At 63.8% G+C, this 21270-nt stretch carries 15 protein-coding genes and 1 tRNA gene; 13 read left to right on the top strand and 3 right to left on the bottom strand.

Features of this window, described 5'->3' with window-relative positions:
* The first annotated feature begins 310 nt into the window (after positions 1–310).
* Together ABHM97_RS18935 and ABHM97_RS18930 are read left to right on the top strand one after the other, a co-directional pair.
* Complete coding sequence (locus ABHM97_RS18935; protein ID WP_349471842.1) at positions 311–895, top strand: helix-turn-helix transcriptional regulator; 585 nt, start codon at positions 311–313, stop codon at positions 893–895.
* 90 nt (positions 896–985) lie between these two features.
* Positions 986–1660, top strand: coding sequence for a DUF1345 domain-containing protein (locus ABHM97_RS18930; RefSeq protein WP_235521942.1), 675 nt, complete (start codon positions 986–988; stop codon positions 1658–1660).
* A gap of 283 nt (positions 1661–1943) precedes the next feature.
* On the opposite strand, the gene ABHM97_RS18925 is transcribed toward ABHM97_RS18930, so the two are convergent.
* Positions 1944–2885, bottom strand: a complete 942-nt coding sequence (locus ABHM97_RS18925; protein ID WP_349471841.1) for a proline dehydrogenase family protein — start codon at positions 2883–2885, stop codon at positions 1944–1946.
* Here ABHM97_RS18925 and ABHM97_RS18920 point away from each other — a divergent pair.
* The 5 genes from ABHM97_RS18920 to ABHM97_RS18900 all read left to right on the top strand — a co-directional run bounded on the left by ABHM97_RS18920 (position 2770) and on the right by ABHM97_RS18900 (position 10857).
* Positions 2770–3426 (top strand): TetR/AcrR family transcriptional regulator, encoded by a 657-nt coding sequence (locus ABHM97_RS18920; protein WP_349471875.1) that lies wholly within the window; start codon positions 2770–2772, stop codon positions 3424–3426. The two genes, ABHM97_RS18925 and ABHM97_RS18920, sit on opposite strands and share 116 nt — an antisense overlap.
* 68 nt (positions 3427–3494) lie before the next feature.
* On the top strand, positions 3495–3761 hold the full coding sequence (locus ABHM97_RS18915; protein ID WP_235521945.1) for a hypothetical protein: 267 nt from the start codon (positions 3495–3497) through the stop codon (positions 3759–3761).
* A 99-nt stretch (positions 3762–3860) separates the two neighbouring features.
* On the top strand, positions 3861–6443 hold the full coding sequence (locus ABHM97_RS18910; RefSeq protein ID WP_349471840.1) for a bifunctional lysylphosphatidylglycerol flippase/synthetase MprF: 2583 nt from the start codon (positions 3861–3863) through the stop codon (positions 6441–6443).
* Positions 6444–6528: 85 nt separating this feature from the next.
* Positions 6529–7278, top strand: a complete 750-nt coding sequence (locus ABHM97_RS18905; RefSeq protein WP_349471839.1) for an ABC transporter permease — start codon at positions 6529–6531, stop codon at positions 7276–7278.
* Positions 7279–7512: 234 nt separating this feature from the next.
* Positions 7513–10857 carry a galactose oxidase-like domain-containing protein gene (locus ABHM97_RS18900; protein WP_349471838.1) on the top strand — a complete coding sequence of 1115 codons (3345 nt, stop codon included), beginning with the start codon at positions 7513–7515 and terminating at the stop codon, positions 10855–10857.
* A 21-nt stretch (positions 10858–10878) separates the two neighbouring features.
* On the opposite strand, the gene ABHM97_RS18895 is transcribed toward ABHM97_RS18900, so the two are convergent.
* On the bottom strand, positions 10879–11331 hold the full coding sequence (locus ABHM97_RS18895) for a rhodanese-like domain-containing protein (protein ID WP_235521949.1): 453 nt from the start codon (positions 11329–11331) through the stop codon (positions 10879–10881).
* Positions 11332–11457: 126 nt separating this feature from the next.
* On the opposite strand from ABHM97_RS18895, the gene fdh reads away from it, so the two are divergent.
* From fdh to nrfD, 3 genes are read left to right on the top strand one after another with little or no spacing between them, the layout of a single operon-like run.
* Positions 11458–14766 (top strand): formate dehydrogenase, encoded by a 3309-nt coding sequence (gene fdh, locus ABHM97_RS18890; RefSeq protein WP_349471837.1) that lies wholly within the window; start codon positions 11458–11460, stop codon positions 14764–14766.
* Positions 14767–15768 (top strand): 4Fe-4S dicluster domain-containing protein, encoded by a 1002-nt coding sequence (locus ABHM97_RS18885; protein WP_235521951.1) that lies wholly within the window; start codon positions 14767–14769, stop codon positions 15766–15768.
* Positions 15765–16856, top strand: coding sequence for an NrfD/PsrC family molybdoenzyme membrane anchor subunit (gene nrfD, locus ABHM97_RS18880; protein WP_349471836.1), 1092 nt, complete (start codon positions 15765–15767; stop codon positions 16854–16856). The genes ABHM97_RS18885 and nrfD overlap by 4 nt, the downstream gene beginning before the upstream one ends.
* Before the next feature lie 15 nt (positions 16857–16871).
* On the opposite strand, the gene selD is transcribed toward nrfD, so the two are convergent.
* On the bottom strand, positions 16872–17897 hold the full coding sequence (gene selD / locus ABHM97_RS18875; protein ID WP_349471835.1) for a selenide, water dikinase SelD: 1026 nt from the start codon (positions 17895–17897) through the stop codon (positions 16872–16874).
* Positions 17898–17940: 43 nt separating this feature from the next.
* Between selD and ABHM97_RS18870 the strand changes: the two genes are divergently transcribed.
* From ABHM97_RS18870 to selB, 3 genes are all read left to right on the top strand, one after another.
* Positions 17941–18035, top strand: a tRNA-Sec gene (locus ABHM97_RS18870).
* A 39-nt stretch (positions 18036–18074) separates the two neighbouring features.
* The gene (gene selA / locus ABHM97_RS18865; RefSeq protein WP_349471834.1) at positions 18075–19406 is read left to right on the top strand and encodes an L-seryl-tRNA(Sec) selenium transferase; all 1332 of its coding nucleotides are present in this window, start codon (positions 18075–18077) and stop codon (positions 19404–19406) included.
* A gap of 3 nt (positions 19407–19409) precedes the next feature.
* On the top strand, positions 19410–21206 hold the full coding sequence (selB, locus tag ABHM97_RS18860; RefSeq protein WP_349471833.1) for a selenocysteine-specific translation elongation factor: 1797 nt from the start codon (positions 19410–19412) through the stop codon (positions 21204–21206).
* Positions 21207–21270 lie beyond the last annotated feature (64 nt).

Here is a 21270-nt window from a genome sequence, read left to right as displayed (position 1 = left end):
GCCAGCACGGCTTGAAAAGACCGAAACACTGGTCCGGCCAGGCTTTAACCCCACTGCCCTGAGCCTTGGTGGGCCCGGTTTCAGTCTCGTGGATGTCAGCAACGAACCCGCCAACTGCCGTTGGAGGGCTCCCGCCCGTTCCCAGAACTGGTTACTGTATTTCCGAAGTTCATGCGCGGGTTTCAGTTTTTCCGGTCGCTCTGAGGAGATCGCCCCTGGCAGCGTCCGGTTCATGGACCACTCTTACCCAGGGAGCTTCCATGCCCCATCAGGTCTTAGCGCCGTAAGAATCCAATTCGACCGTCAACTGATGGGCTTGGACGATCAGTCGATGAAAAGGTTGGAGGGCCTCGGCGATATCCGGACGCATCCCATGGTCCGCGGGCTGATTTTGCCGGCGTTGTGCAGTTGGCAGGAGCCGGATCTGGGACGGGACCTACCGCGGTTGCAGCCGGTCTTCCGGTCCATGATGACAGCTTTGATCGGTTCACTCCTGGAAGCACCGGCCGACGATTCCGACATGAAGCCGGCCCGCATCGCAGCGGTCAAGAAGTTCATTCGGATGAACTACAGGAACCCGGCATTGGACGTTGGTGAAGTTGTGGCCTACTCCTTTCTGTCCCGTCGGGCCCTCTATTATCTTTTCGAGGACGAAGCCCTCCCGGTCAACAAATACATCCGGACACTGAGAACCGTGGAGGCTCTGGAACTCTTTGCGGAGCCCGGTTCGTGGCGACGTTCCTTGGGAAATATTGCCGAGGCCAGTGGATTTGCGAACTTACAGGCGATGCGCCGCGCAATCAAAGAAACTGGACTTACGCTCAGCGAGCTTCAGGACAACCCGGAACTTGCACGGATCACTTCGTTTGGCCTCAGGAGGGTGATCGGCTTGTGACGTCGCTGGACCCAGTGCGTCGGGGGCCCAAAACTCATGTCGTTCAGAGGAACAACGCGGGAATTGACGTTCCCGGTGAGATGATCGGATATGACCGAAAGCAACGGCTCCGCCAAGCCCGAACAGGACTTTGATACAACGGCGCATCACTCGAGACTGCGGGTCGCGGTGATGATCGCCGTGGGTCTGGTAACTGCCTTGATGGTCGGTCTGCTGAAGTCTTGGGCCTATGCCCCGGCGATCGGATGGGCCGCGGCGTCCGTAACGTATCTGGTTTGGGTTTGGACGGTCATAGGCAGGCTCCAGTCATCTGCGACAGCCGCACACGCCCGGCGCGAAGACCCTGGACGGGCAGGGGCGGATGCGCTGGTGCTGAGTGCAACGATTGCCAGTTTCGCCGGCGTTGCTTTGATTCTGCTGGACGCTGCCGACGCCGAGGGAGGCAAAAAGGCCGCAATCATCGCCATGGCCGTTGGCAGCGTGGCACTCTCTTGGTTTCTTGTCCATACCCTTTTCACCTTGCGCTACGCATCCATTTACTACCGGGACAAAACCGGTGTGGACTTCAACGAAAGCAAACAACCGCGCTACATGGATTTCGCCTACCTTGCCTTCACAGTTGGTATGACCTTCCAGGTCTCGGACACCGACCTGAAGACGGACGCAATCCGCACCACAGTTCTGCGCCAGGCTTTGCTGTCCTACCTCCTTGGCACCATCGTCCTCGCTACCACCATCAACCTCGTCGCCGGACTGATTCGCTAGGGACCCCAGCGCTGAAGCTCCAGGATCCTCCCGACTGGCCCGGCTACTTGCGGTCCAAGTCACTGGCGGAGGAGGACCCGAGCGCCATGGAGAATTCTCGGGCGACTTTAGCGGCCAGCACTCCGGCTGGTCCACACAGTGGTCCTCACGCTTTCGGGCACCGTTCATCGGCCGTTCGCGCGACCGTGTCCAGATATTTTTTCCCTCAAGGCGTAACCCCTGACGCCGCGCGTCCTACGGCACTGATTTGTTGCGCGCGGGTTGTCGGCAGGAGGGGCCCCGTCTATTGAGCGGCAGCTACGAGTGCCGTGAACACCCGTTCGGGTTCTTCTGCGATGCGGTTCAGGACGTACAACCACCATTGATCGCCAAAGATCGAATATTCCCGCGTGGTGTAGCCGTCCTTGTGCAATTGGTCCAAGGTGGCGGTGCCCAGCCCGAGCAGCATTTCGAATTCCACGTCCGGCCGACTGATCAGGTCCGGGTGCTCTGTTGTGAGTTTTCCGATAAGTGCTGCGTCGTGGGTTGCGATGGACAGCGCGTGTCCAGCCTCCAGGATGCGGCCCGCCAAACGGAGGTATGCGTTCTGTAGCTCGCTGCTCCCACGCTGGTAGGCCCGGTCGGCCGGTTCGAGGAAGGCTCCCTTGACCAACCGGATGACGCCCGGGCGTTCCAGCACACGTTCCAGGTCGGCTGCACTACGGTGCATGCGAGCTTGGATGGTGATCCCCACTGGCAGTTCCTCCGCGATGAGGGCGTCATAGGTGTCCAGGACCAGGTCGGTACGGTCCGAGCCCTCCGCGGAGATCATGAGCGAAGTGCCCAACGGCGCGAGAGCTTTGGCCATCGCGCGGACGTTCTCCATTGCCGGATCCTGGCCCAGGAGCAGCCCGACGTGGGAGAGGTCGAAAGAAACGGTGCTTGCAATTTTTGCTTCCCGAAGTGCGCTGATCAGCTCCAGGAAGACGGTTGTTTCATGGCGGGCCAGGTCGGCATCGCGGACGCTTTCACCGGCGTATTCGATACTGACCAGGTGCCCGCGTGACATCGAGCGCTGAGCTGCCTCCACGGCGTCGGCCACGGTGTCGCCAGCCGAGTACTGGCGTGCGATCCTGGAGGCAACGGGTGCCAGCAGGGGCGAGGCCATCACCTTTTCCTTCAGATCTTCGTCCAGCGCCCAAGCTCGCAGCACATCCGCTGCTGCTTCACGATCACTCCCGTTCACTGCTCTCCCATTCGTTGCGGTATTCCGTAGTCGGCACTACCGTATTACAGCCAGTGCCGTGGCAAAGGAGGCTGGATGCACCACCGGGCTGGTGTTCCATACTTTCCCCACGAAGCGTGACCTTCTTGTCCATGCGCGCAAGACACTGACCGAACGCGCCGTTGCCCGGCTTGAAGAGGTAGAGGCCAACGCACCGGACCCTCTCGCCGCCCTCCAGGATGTCGTTCGCGCCCTGCCCGCAGGTCTCTGTGGCGCCAGCGACGAAGCGCGGGTCTGGGTCAGTTTCCTGGCTGCGGCCGTTGCTGATGAGGACATCGCGGAACATCACCGGCAGGGCAACCAGATGTTGCTGCGCCGCATTGAACGGCTGGCTGCGGCAGCACGACCAGACTGGACCCACGACGACGTCACGTCCTTTGCGGTGGACGTTTCGGCGTTGAGCGAGGGACTTAACGCAGTGTCGCTGCTTGACAACGAGAGCTATTCCACTGAGCAGCAGGAGAGGTCCATCGACCGACTCTTGGAACGCACTAGACTTTGAGCTCAATCAGGCTGGGCAACGGAGGCCGGACAGCTTCCATTGTTGAACACTTCGAAAGGGAACCGCATTTGGCTTCTTCGACCACTATCAGCACGCAACGCAACGGTTCGTTTGCCATCTTCATCGGATTCGTCGTCATTGCAATCCAGTCCTTCCTGACCGGCTCATTTGTCCTTTGGCCGCTGGTTGTTGGCTCGCTTCTCGTGTTCATGGGTTGTTGCCTGAGGATTGAATCTGCCATCCTTCAGTCCCGGACGGAGGCTCCCGCTGCGGATGCGCAGCAGGCCAGAGAGCCCCGGACTTCGTCATCCTCCGAGGTTCCTGTGATGGAATAGCAAGGTGGCGCCGGATTGGTCCGCGCCGCTCGGCCGGGGCGTCCTGGCGCGGGACGGGTGCCACGGTCTGCATTCCCGTTCCCGGAGAGGAAGCCCGTAATGACGCACTTGGACGGTGCTGCAGTGGCGCCCCAAGAGCGCCGTCGTTTGGGCCAGCTCGTGGCCAGCGTCGCCGGTGCCCCGGTCAGCATTGGCTGCGTCCTTCTTATCGGGATTTTGGCAGCAGTTTTTGGTGGGTTCGGTGACGGTTCGCGGGTACCCCTGGGCGCGACAGCGCGGTCTTTCCCCGAGCATTGGTGGGTGCTGCTGAGTTCGGCTTTCTGGGCTCGCAACCCGACAAGTGCCGTGATCGGAATACTGCTGTTGTTGGGAGTAGGCGTCCCGGTGGAACGCCGCATCGGCAGCCGCCGGTTCGCCGTGGCTGCGGCCGCGGGCCATGTGGTGGGAGTTGCTGCCGCGATGGGGTTCGTGGCCGTGGCGGCTGGCGTGATGGGGGATTGGGTTGGCCAAATTGGTGGAAACGCTTTTGCCGGCCCCAGCGCGTTGGTTTGCGCCGTCCTGATGGCGTCCACCGCATCCATGACGACGCTATGGCGGCGCCGAATACGATTGGGCGTGTTTGCCCTGCTCCTGCTGCTGGCTTTGTACAACGGTGGTTTCGCCGACTTGGTACGGCTCTTCGCCGCTACCGTGGGAGCTCTTGTAGGACCAGTACTCTCGGGACGTAGACCGGTAACGCCGCATCCTGTAAGTTCCCGGCATGAACGCCGGGTGCTGATTGCGCTCCTCGTCGCTGTAACGGCCATCGGGCCGGTCGTAGCCGGGCTGGCGCCCCACGCGGTAGGTCCTTTGTCGGTTCTTCGCTTTCTCTTGACCAACCTCCAACCGGTGGACCCTGAGACATTGCAGACGCTTTGCGCGTACCCCGCCCTGGCCAGGGACTGTGCTGCCGCTGGTTTGCAATTGCGGGCCGGAGCGGGCGGCACTTTCATGGCGGTCCTTCCGTCGTTCCTGCTGCTCTTGTTTGCCGACGGGTTGCGTCGCGGACGCCGGTTCGCTTGGGCGGGAACCCTGCTCATTCAAGCAGCACTTTCCGCCATGGCTGTGGCTACCATCGTTGCGGTTTTGCAGCCCTCAGCTCCGGATACCGCTGCAGCAGAGAGTATGACTGCTGTGGATGGCGCCGGTTATGGCCATCCGTTTGCCCTTGTTCTGCCGTTGTTGCTGCCCCTGCTGCTCGCGGTGCTTCTGCTGACCCGACGAAAACTGTTTACAGTCCGCGCTCCGAGGGGGACCTACCTCCGTCTGGCTGTTTTCGTCGTGGGGCTGGCGGCGGTCCTGGCCTTGACATACGTGGCTGCGACGTCGGCCATGGCCCAGGATTTCAATCCGCAGCCCGGGTTGGCCGGGATTCTGGCTGACATCCCTGACCGGTTCCTGCCTCTGGGTTATATGTTCGACCTGACTCCGGCGTTTGTACCAATGAGCCCCGGAGCGGTGGCTGTGTACGAGGGTGTGGGCATCGTTTTCTGGGCCGTGACGGGAGCCGCGCTGCTCCGGACCTTCCTCAGGCCGGCCCACAACCGGCACAGCCTGGACGAAGATCGGGCACGGGCCATCATCAAAACCCAGGACGGGGGAACGTTGTCGTGGATGACCACCTGGCCGGGGAACAGGTACTGGTTCACTTCGGACGGACACAGTTTCGTGGCCTATCGCGTGATCGGCGGTGTGGCCCTCACATTGGGCCCACCGGTCGGCCCCATAGAGGACCAGCAAAAAACGTTCGACGAATTCTCGGTCCACGCAGCCGCGAACGGCTGGAGCCCTTGCTTCTATTCCGTGCCGCAGGACCTGAAAGACCATGCCACCGCCAGGGGTTGGGCGGGTGTCCCGGTCGCCCAGGAAACCATCCTCGACCTGGACCAGGTCACCTTCAAAGGAAAGAAGTTCCAGGACATCCGGACGGCAATGAACAACGCCGCGAAAGCCGGTGTCCAGGCTCAATGGACTACGTACAAAGCCGCGCCACGAGGCGTCCAGGCACAAATCCAGGAGATCTCCGAAGAGTGGGTCGCGGACAAAAAGATCCCCGAAATGGGTTTCACACTCGGAAGCCTTGATGAGCTCGACGATCCCGAAGTTCGTTGTCTTGTGGCCATTGATAAGGACAAGAGAGTGCACGCAGTGACCTCATGGCTCCCTGTCCACAGTGACGGCGTCGTTGTCGGCTGGACGTTGGATGTGATCCGCAGGCGAAGCACGGCCATGCGCGCCAGCGCCGAGTTCCTCATAGCCTCCGCAGCCGTCACGTTGCGGGACGAAGGATACGCGTTCATCAGCCTGTCGGGAGCCCCGCTGGCGCCACCCCCAGCCAGCGAGGGCGGGACTGGACCGGACCCCTCCCCGAACGCCATGGACAGGTTCCTTGAAGGACTCGGATCCACCCTTGAACCCATCTATGGATTCCGCTCATTGCTTGGCTTCAAGTCCAAATTCCAGCCCCGGTACGTTCCGCTGTACATGGTTTATCCCGATCCGGCCGCGTTGCCGACCATCGGCAGCGCCGTTACCCGCGCCTACCTGCCGGAGGTGGGCTTCGAACAGGGGCTCTCGCTCGCCCGGACTCTTCTGCAGTCGGTCCTTTCCCGGGTGCGACGGTCCCTGCGTTCGCGGCCATGAAAAGGAGGGCACAGGAGAAGGTCCGCGGCTTGATTGTCCCGCGCATTGCCCCGTGGCGATGGCCGTCCCTCTATAGGCTGGGCGGATGACAACTGTGGCCTTCTGGGGCACCATTCTCGGCGTCGTCCTCCTCGCAGCAGTGACGTGGGGAGTCCTTGGCGGGTACGGAGTGCCCCATCGGTGGGCTCCGGCGATGGCGATCCTGCGAGGGGCAGTCCAGCTCGCGGCCATCAGTGTCATTCTCAGCGGTGTGATCACCAACCCCACGTTCGTTGCTTTGGCGCTCTTGGTCATGTTCAGCGTCGCGGGGATAACTGCTGCCCGGCGTCTTGGCTGGAACTGGCGAAACCTTCGTCGTGTTGGGGCCTCCATGAGTTTGGGGATCGGGGTCAGCATGGGCATCATTTTCGCCTCTGGCGCGATCGAGTTGACCCCTCGCTATGCGCTGGCCATCGGTGGGATCATCATCGGCAATTCAATGACCACGGCGGTCTTGGCCGGTCGCCGATTCACCGGGGCGGTCAATGACCACTGGGAGGAAGTTGAGGGGTGGCTGGCGTTGGGTGCGACTCCCCGTCAAGCCACGTTGGACTTGGCCCGCAGCGCCGTATATTCCGCTTTGATTCCTTCGATTGACCAGACCAAGACAACGGGTTTGGTGACTCTGCCGGGTGCTTTTGTCGGTGCCATTTTCGGCGGTGTCTCGCCGCTGGAAGCAGGACGGTTCCAGATTGTGGTCCTGGCGGGGATCATGGCCACCGGCGCAATCACCGCAGTCTCGGTCGTCGCTTCCCGTGCGAACGTCCGTACACGTCCTGCTCCATTGGATCGATGAACAGATTTGGGGAATGGTCTTACCATCTCTCATTGCTAAGACCGCTCTCACGCAGTTATTCTTCGACTGTGGAGCCGGCTCAGGAGGGTCTTTCCATCTGCCTCCGTACCTGGCCCGGCGCTTCACGCGGCTAACTGCCGCCGTCAGGGTTTCACCCGTTCTGAACGCATGGTCTCCGCCCGATGGGTGATGCGTTTCCTTGCGAACCGTCAGGAGAGCAACGTGTGACCAACCATGCAACGCATCTTTTCCTCCCGGGCGCTCGTTCTGCTGGCGAGCTTCTCCCTTGCCGTCGCAGGCTCTGTCCTGGGTCTGCTCCCCGCTGCCGGGCCCGCAGCGGCTGCCGTTCCGCTGGCAACTGACCGGATTGTCAGCACGCACCAGAGCACCCCTTCGACGCGGATCGTCTCGCCTGCCTTCACTACAAGCCAGCCGAATGAACTCCTCGTTGCATTCCTGATGTCCGATGGGCCGAAAACCACTGGGGGAGAGTCCTTTGTGTCCGTCGCCGGTGGCGGCCTCTCCTGGCGGCTACGCAAACGCACCAACACCCAGTGGGGCACGGCTGAGATCTGGCAAGCCGTAGCACCGAACCTGCTAACGAACGCAACGGTCACCGCCACCAACGCGGGCTCGTTCCAGTCCTCAATGACGGTGGTCACCTTCGCCGGCGCCGATGTGGCGACTGACGGCGCCGTCGGAACAGGGAATGCCACCACAGGGGCTCCAAACGCTTCCCTGACCACAACCCGGGCGGGCTCGTGGGTGTGGGGACTGGGAAACGACTGGGACAAAGCCGTTGCCCGCACTGTTGGCGCCGGCCAGACCAAGGTCGATGAGTACCTGTCAAACCAAGGCGATTCCTTCTGGGTCCAGCGCCAAACTGCTGTGACGGCCCAAGCGCCCCCTGCCGTCGTGGCAATCAATGACACGGCACCGACGACTGACCGGTGGAACCTCTCCGTCATCGAAATTCTTCCGGCCGCGCCAGCAACCGGAGACACCACTCCGCCCGTGATTTCGGGTGTGTCAGCCGGCACACCGAGTACGAGTGGCGCAACCATCACCTGGACTACGGACGAGGCTTCCAGCACGCAGGTGGAATACGGCACGACTGCGGCTTACGGCCAAAACACAGTTCAAGATCCCACGCTTCAGACCACCCACTCGGCGGCATTGTCCGGGCTGTCGGCGGGCACCCTCTACCACTACAGGGTTAAATCCGCGGACGCTGCGGGCAACCTCGCCGTCTCGGGCGATGCGGCCTTCACCACGGCCGGCTCCGGCACGGACCCGTCCGTGGTTGGCTCGTGGGGACCTGTCGTGGCTTGGCCTGAGGTGTCCATCCACGCAACGCTGACGCCCACGGGCAAGGTCCTTACCTGGCAGGGCGACTTCTCCCAAGGCGGCCAGCAATACCTCCTCGATCCAGTGACAGGTAACTACACCCAGGTGCCCAGCGCAGCAGTTGACCTCTTCTGCGCAGGGCAGGCGGTCCTGCCTGACGGACGTATCCTCGTCGTCGGTGGGACGGCGACAAGCGGCGGGCTGGGGATCCGCGATGTCACGGCGTTCGACCCCACCACGGAAACCTGGCAAAGCCTGGCCCCCATGAACCACCCACGGTGGTATCCGACGGCGACGACGTTGGCTGACGGCCGGGTCCTGGTGACCTCGGGTGCGAATACCAACTCGACAGACATCGTGACCATCCCGGAGGTCTATTCACCCACCACGAACTCCTGGACCGACCTGCCGGGAGCGAACCGGAATATTCCGTACTACCCCTTCATCTATCAGTTGCCCGACGGCCGCATCCTCCAGGCCGGAGCCTCTGAACAAGCTACATCGAGCCTTGCCCTCAACATCTCCACGCAGCAATGGACCACCGTTGACGCCCGCGTCCTGGACGCCGCTTCGATCGCGAACTACGCGCCGGGCAAGTTCATCAAGGCCGGATCTGCCGCAGACGGCGGATTCACGGGCCAGTCCAGCAATACCGCCTACACCTTGGACATGAACGCGCAAAGCCCAGCCTGGCAGGCGACAGCGTCGATGGCGTTCCCGCGCAGCTTCGTGAATTTGACGAACTTGCCCGATGGCACTGTCCTTGCGACAGGAGGGGGGACCGACAAATCGGGCCAGGACATCAGCAAGGCCGTGATGCCGGCCGAGATCTGGCAACCGACCGCCGGAACGTGGAGCACCGTGGCACCGATGTCGGTTCCCCGCCTCTACCACTCGGTGGCCGTCCTGCTTCCGGACGGCAGGGTGTTCGTATCAGGCAGCGGCGGCGATACAGGCGTTGCGGACCAGAAGAGCTATCAGATCTACTCGCCGCCATACCTTTTCAAAGGTCCGCGGCCGAGCCTATCCAGCGTACCGGGCAGTGCCCAGTACAGTTCGACGGCGTTCATCGGCACCCCTGATGGGGGGCGGATTCAATCCGTGTCACTGATCAAGACGGGATCCGTGACCCATGCCTTCGACCAGAACGCGGTAGCCATGAACCTGGGCTTCTCGCAGGCCGCCGGTGGACTCAACGTCCAAATGCCGGCCAACGGCAACTACGCCCCTCCGGGGTATTACCTGCTCTCGATCGTTGACGGCAATGGCGTTCCGTCCACGGCCGCAATGATCCGATTGTCAGCGCCGAGCCAGGACACCACCCCTCCAGCTGCTCCGACGAACCTGGCTGCGTCAGCATCTGCGGGACAGATCGCCTTGACGTGGACGGCCGGCACGGACAACGTAGGGGTCACCTCTTACCGGGTCTCGCGTGACGGAACAGTAGTCGGGAACCCGGTGTCCACCAGTTACAGCGACACTTCGGTGCTCGCCGGGACGACGTACACCTATACGGTCGCCGCCGTCGACGCGGCAGGCAATGTCAGTCCGCCGTCGAACACTGCAACGGCGCAAGCCGTTGCTGCGGGCAGTGGAATCACGGTCGACAAAATCGTCTCCGTCCACCAAGGAACCAGTACGTCGACGATCAGCGCTCCGGGTGTGACAACCACGGGCTCCAATGAACTCCTCCTTGCCTTCATCAGTTCAGACGGTCCGAACTCCGCGAATTCGGCAAGCATCAGTGCCGTCTCCGGCGGAGGGCTCAGCTGGACACTCCGACAAAGGTCCAATGCACAGCCAGGGACCGCGGAAATCTGGCAGGCCGTCGCCCCCGGACCGCTCTCGAATGCGACAGTCACCGCCACGCAGGCCTCGGGAAGCTGGCAGGCCGCCATGTCGGTTGTCGCCCTGCGCGGAGCGGATATCACGACGGGCGCAACATTGGGCGCAAACGCCGCCTCCGGCGCGCCAACTGCCACCCTCACCACCACGGGGGCCGGCTCCTGGGTCTGGGGCGTCGGTACGGACTGGTCCAACCCGATAGCCCGCACGGCAGGGTCCAATCAGACCCTCGTCGACCAGTACCTGGCGCCAGCGGGCGACACCTACTGGGTTCAGCGCCAGAACTCCGCCACCCCAAGCAACGGCACGGCTGTGACGATCAACGACACCTCACCGACAACGGACCGTTGGAACCTCGCACTCATAGAGATTCGTGCCGCACCATAACCGCCGGACTCCGGTGCCCGATCAAGTGGATTCGGTGCGCTTCAGTGCCATCCAGGCTTGAAAACCGCCGATGAGGTCTGTCGCCTGGGCCAGCCCCAACCGTTGCAGGTTGTGTGCGGCCAGGCTGGAACTGTAGCCCTCATTGCAGACGACCACGATCCGCCGGGCGGCATCCCCGGCGCCCGGGATACGGTGCGGGCTGGACGGATCGAGTCGCCATTCGAGAACGTTCCGGTCGATGACCACCGCTCCCGGGAGCTCACCGTCCCGGTCCCGTTGATCGACCGGCCGTGTATCAACAACCAGGGCGCCCTCCTCGATCTCCCGCTCAAGATCCCCAGCGTGAACCCGGTCCAATCCAAGGCGGCTCTCAGCGAGTAACTGGTCAATCGTCAGAGGCCCGGGGACGAAGGTTGGGGCCAAACCCCCCGGGCCCGATGCATGTTCGTCGTCGGGAATATCCCGCTGCGTCATGGTCTTCCTCCAATTGCTGCCGTCCGGTGCGCCTTCCACCATTAAACGAAACACTGCGGAAAAGGGTTAGCGGCGCCGGGGTGTTGGTCCTGTTGCTGCCGCAGTGGTTTGGGCTATGCTCCAGAAATGGTGCCGAGAAGTTTTCTTCAATGGCCGGTCGTCCGTCAACTGAGTACGGGCGACCTGTTTGGCCGTGGGCCTGCGGTCACATCGGCCAAGACCGAAGCAATAACTGCGCGAACAACCACTGCTGACCGGGTGGTCCAAAGCATCTGCCCGTACTGCGCGGTAGGGTGTGGCCAGCGCGTCTATGTCAAGGACGAGAAAGTTGTCCAGATCGAGGGCGACCCGGATTCGCCCATCTCCCGCGGCCGTTTGTGCCCCAAGGGTTCCGCCAGTGAACAACTGGTCAACTCGCCCGGCCGCCAGACCAAAGTACTTTACCGGGCACCCCGGTCCACCGAGTGGGAACGCCTGGACCTGGGTACCGCCGTCGAGATGATCGCGGACAGATTCATCGACACACGCCGCAGGACATGGCAGCAGAACGACAGTGAGGGCCGACTGCTGCGCCGCACCATGGGCATAGCTTCACTGGGCGGCGCCACCTTGGACAACGAAGAAAACTACCTCATCAAGAAGCTGTTCACGGCTGCGGGGGCGGTGCAGGTCGAGAACCAGGCCCGCATATGACACTCTGCCACGGTTCCCAGTTTGGGAGCCTCATTTGGACGCGGTGGTGCGACGCAATCACTGCAGGACATGGCCAACGCCGACTGCATTGTCATCCAGGGTTCCAATATGGCCGAATGTCATCCCGTGGGTTATCAGTGGGTAGCGGAGGCGAAGGCCCGGGGAGCAAAAGTCATCCACGTTGACCCACGGTTCACGCGGACCTCGGCGGTCTCCGATAAGCACATTCCCATCCGGGCAGGCTCTGATGTTGTGCTCTTGGGTGCCCTGATCAACTACGTCATCTCCAACGACCTTTGGTTTAAGGAGTACGTGGGCGCATACACCAATGCGGCAACACTGGTGCATGACGATTACCGTGATGCCGAAGACCTCGGCGGGTTGTTCTCCGGCTTCGATGCCGGGAAGGGCGCCTACGATACCTCATCGTGGGGGTATGCCGAACGGGGGGAGGGAGCCATTGACGAACCCGGTCCCGGTTCCGAACACGGCGCCGACGCGACCGCCCGGGCCGCCGGTCACAGCTATGGCAGCGGTGGACCGCCCTTGGAGCATGCAGAGGTTCAGCGCGACGACAGCCTGCAGGATCCCCGGACTGTCTTCCAGATTGTGAAGCGGCATTATGCCCGCTACACCGCGGAGATGGTGCAGGACATGTGCGGCATCAGCGTGGCGGACTTCGAGTATCTGGCGCGCGCCATCACGGACAACTCGGGACGCGACCGGACCACGTGTTTCGCCTACGCCGTGGGTTGGACCCAGCACTCCCTGGGCGCACAGTTCATCCGGGCCGCCGCCATCCTGCAACTCCTGCTTGGAAATATGGGGCGCCCGGGCGGCGGGATCATGGCCTTGCGTGGCCATGCCAGCATCCAGGGCTCCACGGACATTCCAACCCTGTTCAACCTGCTTCCCGGGTATCTGCCGATGCCCAGCGCGGGTCGCCACGACAGCCTCGACGAGTATCTGGCAACGATTGGGTCCAAACAACAAAAGGGCTACTGGGCGAACGCCGATGCATACACCATCAGCCTGCTTAAAGCGTGGTGGGGCGAGGCAGCGAACGTGGACAACGACTGGGCCTATGACTATCTTCCCCGGCTGACGGGAGCACACGGCACCTACGAAACAGTCATGGGCATGCTGGACGACGAAGTGGAAGGCTACTTCCTTCTCGGACAAAATCCCGCAGTAGGTTCGGCCCACGGCCGCATGCAACGCCTGGCGATGGCCCACTTGAAGTGGATGGTGGTGCGCGACCTGAACCTCATCGAGTCGGCAACCTGGTGGAAGGACAGCCCGGAGATCGAATCGGGGGAGTTTCGCACCGAGGACATCGAAACGGAGGTGTTCTTCCTTCCGGCCGCAACGCATGTGGAGAAGGCGGGGTCTTTTACGCAGACCCAGAGGCTGCTCCAGTGGCGGCACAAGGCTGTGGCGCCGCCGGGTGAATGCCAGAGCGAGCTGCAGTTCTTCTTTGAACTCGGCCAACGGATCCGGGAAAAGCTCGCCGATTCCGACGACGAACGGGACCGGCCGCTGCTGGACCTGACGTGGGACTATCCCACGGACAAACACGGTGATCCGGACCCCGAAGCGGTACTTGCGGAGATTAACGGCCGTCACCTTGATGGCCCCGACGCGGGCGCACCACTCTCCGCCTACACCGAACTTCGTGCCGACGGTTCCACGGCGGCAGGCTGCTGGATCTACACCGGTGTGTATGCCGACGGCGTCAACCACGCCGCCAACCGCAAACCGGGCCAGGAACAGGGCCCGGCCGCCTCGGAATGGGGCTGGGCATGGCCGGCCAACCGCAGGATCCTCTATAACCGGGCATCTGCGGACCCCGCGGGTAAACCGTGGAGCGAGCGCAAAAAATACATCTGGTGGGATCAGGACCAAGGCAAGTGGATTGGGGACGATGTGCCCGACTTCCCGGTTGACCGTGCGCCAGGGAGCCATCCCGACCCCTCCGTCGGCGGCCCTGAAGCACTGAGCGGAGACGATCCCTTCATCATGCAGGCCGACGGCAAGGGCTGGCTTTTCGCCCCCAAAGGACTCTTGGACGGGCCTCTGCCTACTCACTACGAGGCTCAGGAATCGCCGGTGGCCAACGCGCTCTACCCGCAGCAGCAAAGCCCCGCCCGGTTGGTGTTCCCCCGCGCGGACAACCCGAGTGCGCCGAGCGCCGGGACCAAGGGCGCCGACATCTATCCTTATGTGTTCACCACATACCGCCTCACTGAGCACCACACGGCAGGCGGGATGAGCCGGTGGCTGCCCTACCTGTCCGAACTGCAACCGGAGATGTTCTGCGAGGTCTCGCCTGAACTTGCGGCTGAACGGGGACTGGAACCTTACGGCTGGGCCACGATCATTTCGCCGCGCTCCGCCATCGAGGCGAAGGTGCTGGTTACCGATCGGATGGTGCCCCTCAAGGTCGGTGGCCACACGGTGCATCAGATCGGGCTGCCCTACCACTGGGGCGTCGGAAACAACGCCGTCGTGAGCGGTGATGCGGCCAATGATCTGCTGGGCGTAACCCTGGATCCGAATGTCCAGATCCAGGAATCAAAGGTTGCCTCGTGCGACATCCGCCCCGGGCGCCGGCCCCGCGGCGAGGAACTCCTCGCCCTGGTTGCCGAATACCGGGAGCGGGCAGGAGTGACCATGGAGACCGGCAACGCCGCCGTGACAAACCCGTCGGCCGAAGGCGTCGACCAGACATTGGAGGACTAGATGGGCCAGTTGTCCGGACCGACCGACCCCACCACCGATGCCCATTGGGAGCACAACCATCCACGCAAGGGGTTCTTCACCGACACCTCCATTTGTATCGGTTGCAAGGCCTGCGAAGTCGCCTGCAAGGAGTGGAACCACAACCCGCAGGACGGGAACCTGGAACTCCTCGGGTCCTCTTACGACAACACCGGATCACTGGGTGCCAGCACATGGCGACATGTCGCCTTCATCGAGCAGGGCCAGGAACGCATCACCCAAGCAAGAGAGTCCGGCCGCGCCCTGGTCAACCTGGGCATGCCGCGCATCGGTCCTCCCGCGCCGGATTCCAGTGATCCTGCTGAAGCGGACACCACACCGCCGGACACTGCTGACTTCCGGTGGCTGATGTCTTCGGATGTATGCAAGCACTGCACGCACGCCGGTTGCCTTGACGTCTGCCCCACCGGAGCGCTGTTCCGCACCGAGTTTGGGACCGTGGTGGTACAGGACGACGTCTGCAACGGCTGCGGAACCTGCGTGGCCGGCTGCCCGTTCGGGGTTATCGAGCGCCGCAGCAACGGTACGGTCAAAGTGGCAACCAGCAGGGAAGACCAGCACGACGAACATCCCGCGGTTCCCAATGCAGGCATCGCCCAGAAATGCACGCTGTGCTACGACCGGCTGGTGGATGACCAGACACCCGCCTGCGCCAAAGCCTGCCCGACGACGTCCATCAAGTTTGGTGACCACGACGCCATGGTTGAGACCGCCAAGGAACGCGTGGCCGACCTCCACGCCAAGGGCCTGACGGAAGCCAGGCTGTACGGTGCCAACGAAAACGACGGCGTCGGCGGAACCGGATCGGTCTTCCTCTTGCTGGACGAACCTGAAGTTTATGGACTTCCGCCGGATCCCCGCGTGCCGACTGCAGATCTGCCCACGATGTATCGCCGGGCCGGGCTTGCGGTCGCTGGTATGGCCGCGGCGGCTGCCCTGGCTTTCCTTGGAGGACGCGCGTGACCCTGTCTGAGTTCGACAACCTCCGCCCCTCCGGGCCTGCCCGACGCCGAGGGGTGGACGGCAAACCCGGCACCCGCCGTCGTCGGGAGAACGGTGACGGCTCCCGGGAAATGCCCATGGTTCCGGAAGCTGAATTCACCTCCTACTATGGCCGTCCAGTGGTCAAACCGGCGCCGTGGGGCGAGGACGTCGCTCTTTACTTGTTCCTTGGTGGCGTCGCAGGGGGTTCGGCCCTCCTTGGCCTGGGTGGACAGCTCACCGGGCGGCCGATACTGCGCCGCAATGCCCGGCTGGGTGCCTTGGCAGCACTGAGCCTGGGTGCCGGCGCGTTGGTGAAGGACCTCGGCAGGCCCGAGCGTTTCCTTAATATGCTGCGTACCTTCAAGGTAACTTCGCCGATGAGCGTGGGTTCGTGGATCCTGAGCGCCTTCGGTGCGGGGACCGCCGTCGTGGCGGCCGCCGAGATTGATCGGATGACAGGCTGCCGGATTCCGCTGGGTCCGTTGCGGAAGGCACTGCAGGCTGTTGAGGGGCCCGCGGGTTTTGAGGCGGCGGTGTTCGCGGGTCCGCTTGCGGCGTACACGGCCGTGCTGCTGGGGGACACCGCGACCCCGACGTGGAACGCTGCGCACGAGGAATTGCCGTTTGTCTTCGTGAGTTCTGCCTGCCTGGCATCGGCCGGGCTGGCCATGGTCACCACGCCGGTCCACGAGGCCGGTCCTGCCCGGAAGCTCGCAGTGCTGGGCGTCCTGGGTGATCTGGCAGCAATGAAGGTGATGAGACACCGGATGGATCCTGTGGCCGCGGAGCCGCTGCACCTGGGCAAGGCCGGGACCATGCTCACATGGAGCGAGCGGCTGGCACTGGGTGGTGGGTTGGGAGCCTTATTGGCCGGCCGCAACCGTGCAGTGGCCGCGGCATCGGGGTTTGCGTTGCTTGCCGCCTCAGCGCTCACACGGTTCGGGGTGTTCGAGGCAGGTCTGGCCTCGGCCCGGGATCCGCGCTACACGATTGAGCCGCAGAAGAACCGGCTGGCGGCGCGCCGTGCTGCCGGTGTGTCCGACGACGCGATCACCACAGCCAGGTAGTGCTTCCCGGGCACGTTAGCGGATCTCGATGCCCCGACCCGCCGTGGTGTGGCCAATCACCGGGTACCCGGGCAACTCGCCGATTACCAACAGTCCGCCGGAGGTCTGGGCGTCGGCCAGAAGCAGGAGATCGTCTTCAGTGACGGTTCCCGCCGAACCTAGATGTGGCCGCACCCATTCGAGGTTGCGACGGGTTCCGCCGGACACAAAACCGTCCCGCAGGGCTTCCAGCGAACCATCGAGCAGGGGCACCGCCTTGACGTCGATCACCGCCCCAATGCCCGAGGCCCGGACCATCTTGTGCAGGTGGCCCAGCAAGCCAAAACCGGTCACGTCCGTTGCCGCGCGAAGGCCTGCCGCCACTGCGGCCTCGGACGCTTCGCGGTTAAGGGCCGCCATCATCTCTACAGCTTCAGGGAACACCTCGCCAGTCTTCTTATGACGGTTGTTGAGAAGTCCGACGCCGAGCGGCTTCGTCAGCGTGATCGGCAGCCCGGGCCGGGCCGCATCGTTGCGGAGCAGCTGCTCAGGATGGGCGACGCCGGTCACGGCCATGCCGTACTTCGGCTCCGGATCGTCGATGGAGTGTCCGCCCAGGACGGGACACCCTGCCTGGGATGCGACACTCAGGCCTCCGCGGAGGACTTCGGTCATCACTTCGATCGGCAAAACCTCGCGGGGCCAGCCGATCAGGTTGATGGCCGTGATCGGGCGACCTCCCATGGCGTAGATATCCGAGAGGGCGTTGGCGGCTGCGATCCGGCCCCAGTCAAAAGCGTCGTTGACCACAGGGGTGAAGAAGTCGGCGGTGGAGAGGACTGCAAGGTCCTCGCGCACCAAGACCGCAGCGGCGTCGTCCCCGCTGTCCAAGCCGACCAAAACGTCCGCGCCCGGTTGGCCAATCAGGCCGCGGACAGCATCTTCGAGTTCGCCGGGCGGGATCTTGCACGCGCAACCCCCGCCGTGGGCGTAGTCGGTGAGCCGGAGCGCTCCATGGGTTCCCTGTTCGACGTCGTTTGTTGTGGCCTGGGTCTCATTCACCCGTTCAGCGTACCCTCGTAAGCAACCTGCTATATTGAGGCGCGGTGGCGTCCGGGTCCTGGTGGGCCCCCCGGTCTTCAAAACCGGTGAGGCTGAGCATCTCGGCCTGGCGGGTTCGATTCCCGTCCGCCACCGCCAAAGCACCGCCGTGCAGTTGCCGTGAAGCGAGGAGCCGCCGTGGACCACGTAGATCCCCGCAGAATGATTCCACGTACGAATGACCTGCTTGCGCTGCCGGCCGTCGTCGAAGCCCGCCACCGCTTGAGCGAACACGTCATCCGACGAATCGTTCGCGACGTCCAGGAGCAGGCCCGGCGCGGCGAGCTCCCGCCGTCGGACGTGGAGCCGACCCTGCTGGCCGCCGTCGCTGGACACAAGGCGACGAGCCTGCGCCCCGTCCTGAATGCCACCGGAGTGATCGTCCATACGAACCTCGGGCGCGCGCCCCTTTCCGCTGATGCGGTCGAAGCCGTTGTCACCGCCAGTGGCTACGTCGACGTGGAGCTCGACCTGACGGACGGCAGCCGGTCGCGCCGTGGAGCCGGTGCCAGGAACGCTTTGCTGTCGGCCTGTCCGGCCGCCGAGGACGCACTGGTAGTGAACAATGGAGCGGCGGCGTTGGTACTGGCCACCACGGCGCTCGCCGCCGGCCGCGAAGTGGTGGTCAGTCGTGGGGAATTTGTCGAGATCGGTGCCGGTTTCCGGTTGTCCGACCTGATTGAGTCAACGGGGGCAAGGCTTCGCGAAGTAGGCACCACGAACAGGACCCACCTGCGCGATTATGAGGGTGCCCTCAGCCCGGACACCGGTTGCGTGCTCAAGGTGCACCCGAGCAACTTCCGGGTGGAGGGATTCACCTCGACAGTAGCGCTGGAGGACCTGGGCACGGTGACAAGGGCAAACGCAGTCCCGCTTGTGGCCGACCTCGGCAGCGGGCTGCTGGCCCCCGATTCGCACCTGCCCGATGAACCCGATGTTGCTTCGGCTTTGGCGGCCGGGGCCGACGTCGTCATCGCCAGCGGTGACAAACTTTTGGGCGGCCCCCAAGCAGGATTGCTGCTGGGCCGCAGGGAGATCATTGAACGGTTGGCACGCCATCCGCTGGCGCGCGCCGTTCGTGCAGACAAGCTCGCTCTCGCCGCCCTCGAGGCGACTCTTGCGGGCGGACCACCACCGGTTGTCCAGGCACTGCACGCCGACGTCGGGCAACTGCGGCGCCGCACGGACGCGCTGGCAGAAGCGCTCGGAGTGCCAGTCGTGGCCCACGATGGCAGGGTTGGCGGTGGGGGCGCTCCCGGGTTTCCCTTGCCAGGATGGGCGCTCCAGCTACCTGAGGGCCTCGCAGTCCATCTGCGCACAGGCGATCCGGCCGTGCTGCCGCGCGTCCACGATGGATCGTGCCTGGTCGACCTGCGCTGCATTCCCGTGCAGGATGACCACCGGGTCCTCGAGGCCATACAGCGTGCGCTCACACTCCTTCCTGGTCGCGACGCGGGCGGAGTCGGCTAAACAGTGCACGTCATCGCAACCGCCGGACACGTCGATTCCGGCAAGAGCACCTTGGTCCGCGCCCTCACCGGCATGGAACCGGACCGCTGGGAAGAGGAGCGCCGCCGTGGGCTGACCATCGACCTGGGTTATGCATGGACCACCCTGCCGTCCGGACAGGAAGTGGCATTCGTGGACGTACCCGGCCACGAGCGCTTCCTCGGGAACATGCTCGCGGGAATCGGGCCGGCGCCGGTGGTCTGCTTCGTCGTTGCTGCTGACGAAGGCTGGCAAGCGCAATCCAGCGACCACCGCGATGCAGTTGCTGCCCTCGGCATCCACAACGGGGTCGTGGTCCTCAGCCGCGCGGACAGGGCATCCGCCGCGCGGATCTCAGAAGTCCTCTCCAAAACCCGTATCGAGTTGGCTGCAACAGGTCTGCAGGATGCGCCCGCAGTAGCAGTTTCCGCCATTGACGGGACTGGCCTGGATGATTTGCGTGCCGCGCTCGGCGGTGTCCTGGCGCGGGTGCCTGCTCCTCCAGTGACTGGGCGGGTTCGGTTGTGGGTGGACCGCTCGTTCACCATCACCGGTTCCGGAACAGTGGTGACCGGTACCCTGGCAGCCGGAACAGTGACCCAGGGAGACGTGCTGGACCTGCTCGGCCACGCCGGTTCCCGGCCCGTCGTCGTCCGTGGCTTGCAGAGCCGTGACACGGCCCGCCCGTCCGTGGAGCCGGTCAGCCGGGTGGCGTTGAATCTTCGCGACGTCGCCGCCACGGACATTCGTCGTGGCGACGCACTGCTTACTCCCGGCGCCTGGCCCACCACTTCGGTTATCGGCATCCAACGCACCACCGGGGTGGAGTACACGGCGACTCCGGAGCAGCTCACTGTGCACGTCGGCACCGCGTCGGTGCCGGCACGGTTGCGTCCCTTTGGGGCTGACCACGCCCGACTCGTCCTCGACAGGGAACTGCCCCTTGTGCTCGGCGACCGCCTCGTATTGCGGGACCCCGGGAGCCGTTCGGTGCTGGGCGGTGCGCGTATCCTCGATGCAAACCCACCTGCCCTGCGGCGACGCGGCGATGGTGCCCGCTGGGCTGAGCGCCTCGCAGGCATGGATCCCGCCGGAGACGTGTTGGGTGAGGTGGCAGCCCGCGGAGCTGTCCAGGTGCAGCAGTTGCACAAGCTTGGGCTCGTGGCCGGCCCCGACTCGGAAGCCCCGCAGGGAGTCAAAGTTTTGAATGGCTGGTGGGTGCATGTCCCGGTTTTCGAGGCATGGCAGCGTCGCCTGCGCGCGTCCGTCGAGCTGTTGCAGGAACGCGATCCCCTGGCCCCGGGTCTTTCCATGGGCGCGGCGCAGGACCTGCTCAAACTCCCTGACGGAAAGCTCCTTTCCCACGTCATTGATGGCGCGGCCCTGGAGCAGGATGGCGGACACATCCACCTGCCCGGCAGCGGGGACAATCTTGGCCCCATCGAGGAGGCCGTCGCCACGCTGGAGGCCAGGATGGGGGCGGACGCATTCCGCGCACCCGAATCCGATGAACTGGCCGCGTTGGGTCTGGGCGCACGCGAACTCGCTGCTGCAGAACGCAAGGGTCGCCTCCTGAGGTTGCGCGACGGTGTAGTGCTGCTCCCGACGGCGCCGGCCCTTGCGATGCGAACGCTTGCCCGCCTTGACCAGCCCTTCACCACGAGCCAGGCACGCCAAGCACTGGACACGACACGCCGGATCGCGGTTCCTTTGCTGGAATATCTCGATTCGCGCGGCTGGACAGTGCGCCTGGACGCAGGGCATCGCAAAGTGGTGCGCTGACCCGCTGCTCCCAAGGTAGGACTCAGCGTCCTAGGAAGAACAGGGACAGGAAAACCTGCTGACC

The sequence above is a fragment of the Paenarthrobacter sp. CAP02 genome (assembly GCF_040137855.1).
Classification (GTDB): domain Bacteria; phylum Actinomycetota; class Actinomycetes; order Actinomycetales; family Micrococcaceae; genus Arthrobacter.
The sequence above is the reverse complement of the archived record's forward strand: the minus strand, read 5'-3'. Positions and strand labels throughout refer to the sequence as shown.

What these genes read in the sequence shown, in the direction of transcription:
- ABHM97_RS18935 (WP_349471842.1), top strand. Translation starts at nt 311, where the DNA reads ATGGGCTTGGACGATCAGTCGATGAAAAGGTTGGAGGGCCTCGGCGAT.
- ABHM97_RS18930 (WP_235521942.1), top strand. Translation starts at nt 986, where the DNA reads ATGACCGAAAGCAACGGCTCCGCCAAGCCCGAACAGGACTTTGATACA.
- ABHM97_RS18910 (WP_349471840.1), top strand. Translation starts at nt 3,861, where the DNA reads ATGACGCACTTGGACGGTGCTGCAGTGGCGCCCCAAGAGCGCCGTCGT.
- ABHM97_RS18905 (WP_349471839.1), top strand. Translation starts at nt 6,529, where the DNA reads ATGACAACTGTGGCCTTCTGGGGCACCATTCTCGGCGTCGTCCTCCTC.
- ABHM97_RS18900 (WP_349471838.1), top strand. Translation starts at nt 7,513, where the DNA reads ATGCAACGCATCTTTTCCTCCCGGGCGCTCGTTCTGCTGGCGAGCTTC.
- ABHM97_RS18895 (WP_235521949.1), bottom strand. Translation starts at nt 11,331, where the DNA reads ATGACGCAGCGGGATATTCCCGACGACGAACATGCATCGGGCCCGGGG.
- ABHM97_RS18885 (WP_235521951.1), top strand. Translation starts at nt 14,767, where the DNA reads ATGGGCCAGTTGTCCGGACCGACCGACCCCACCACCGATGCCCATTGG.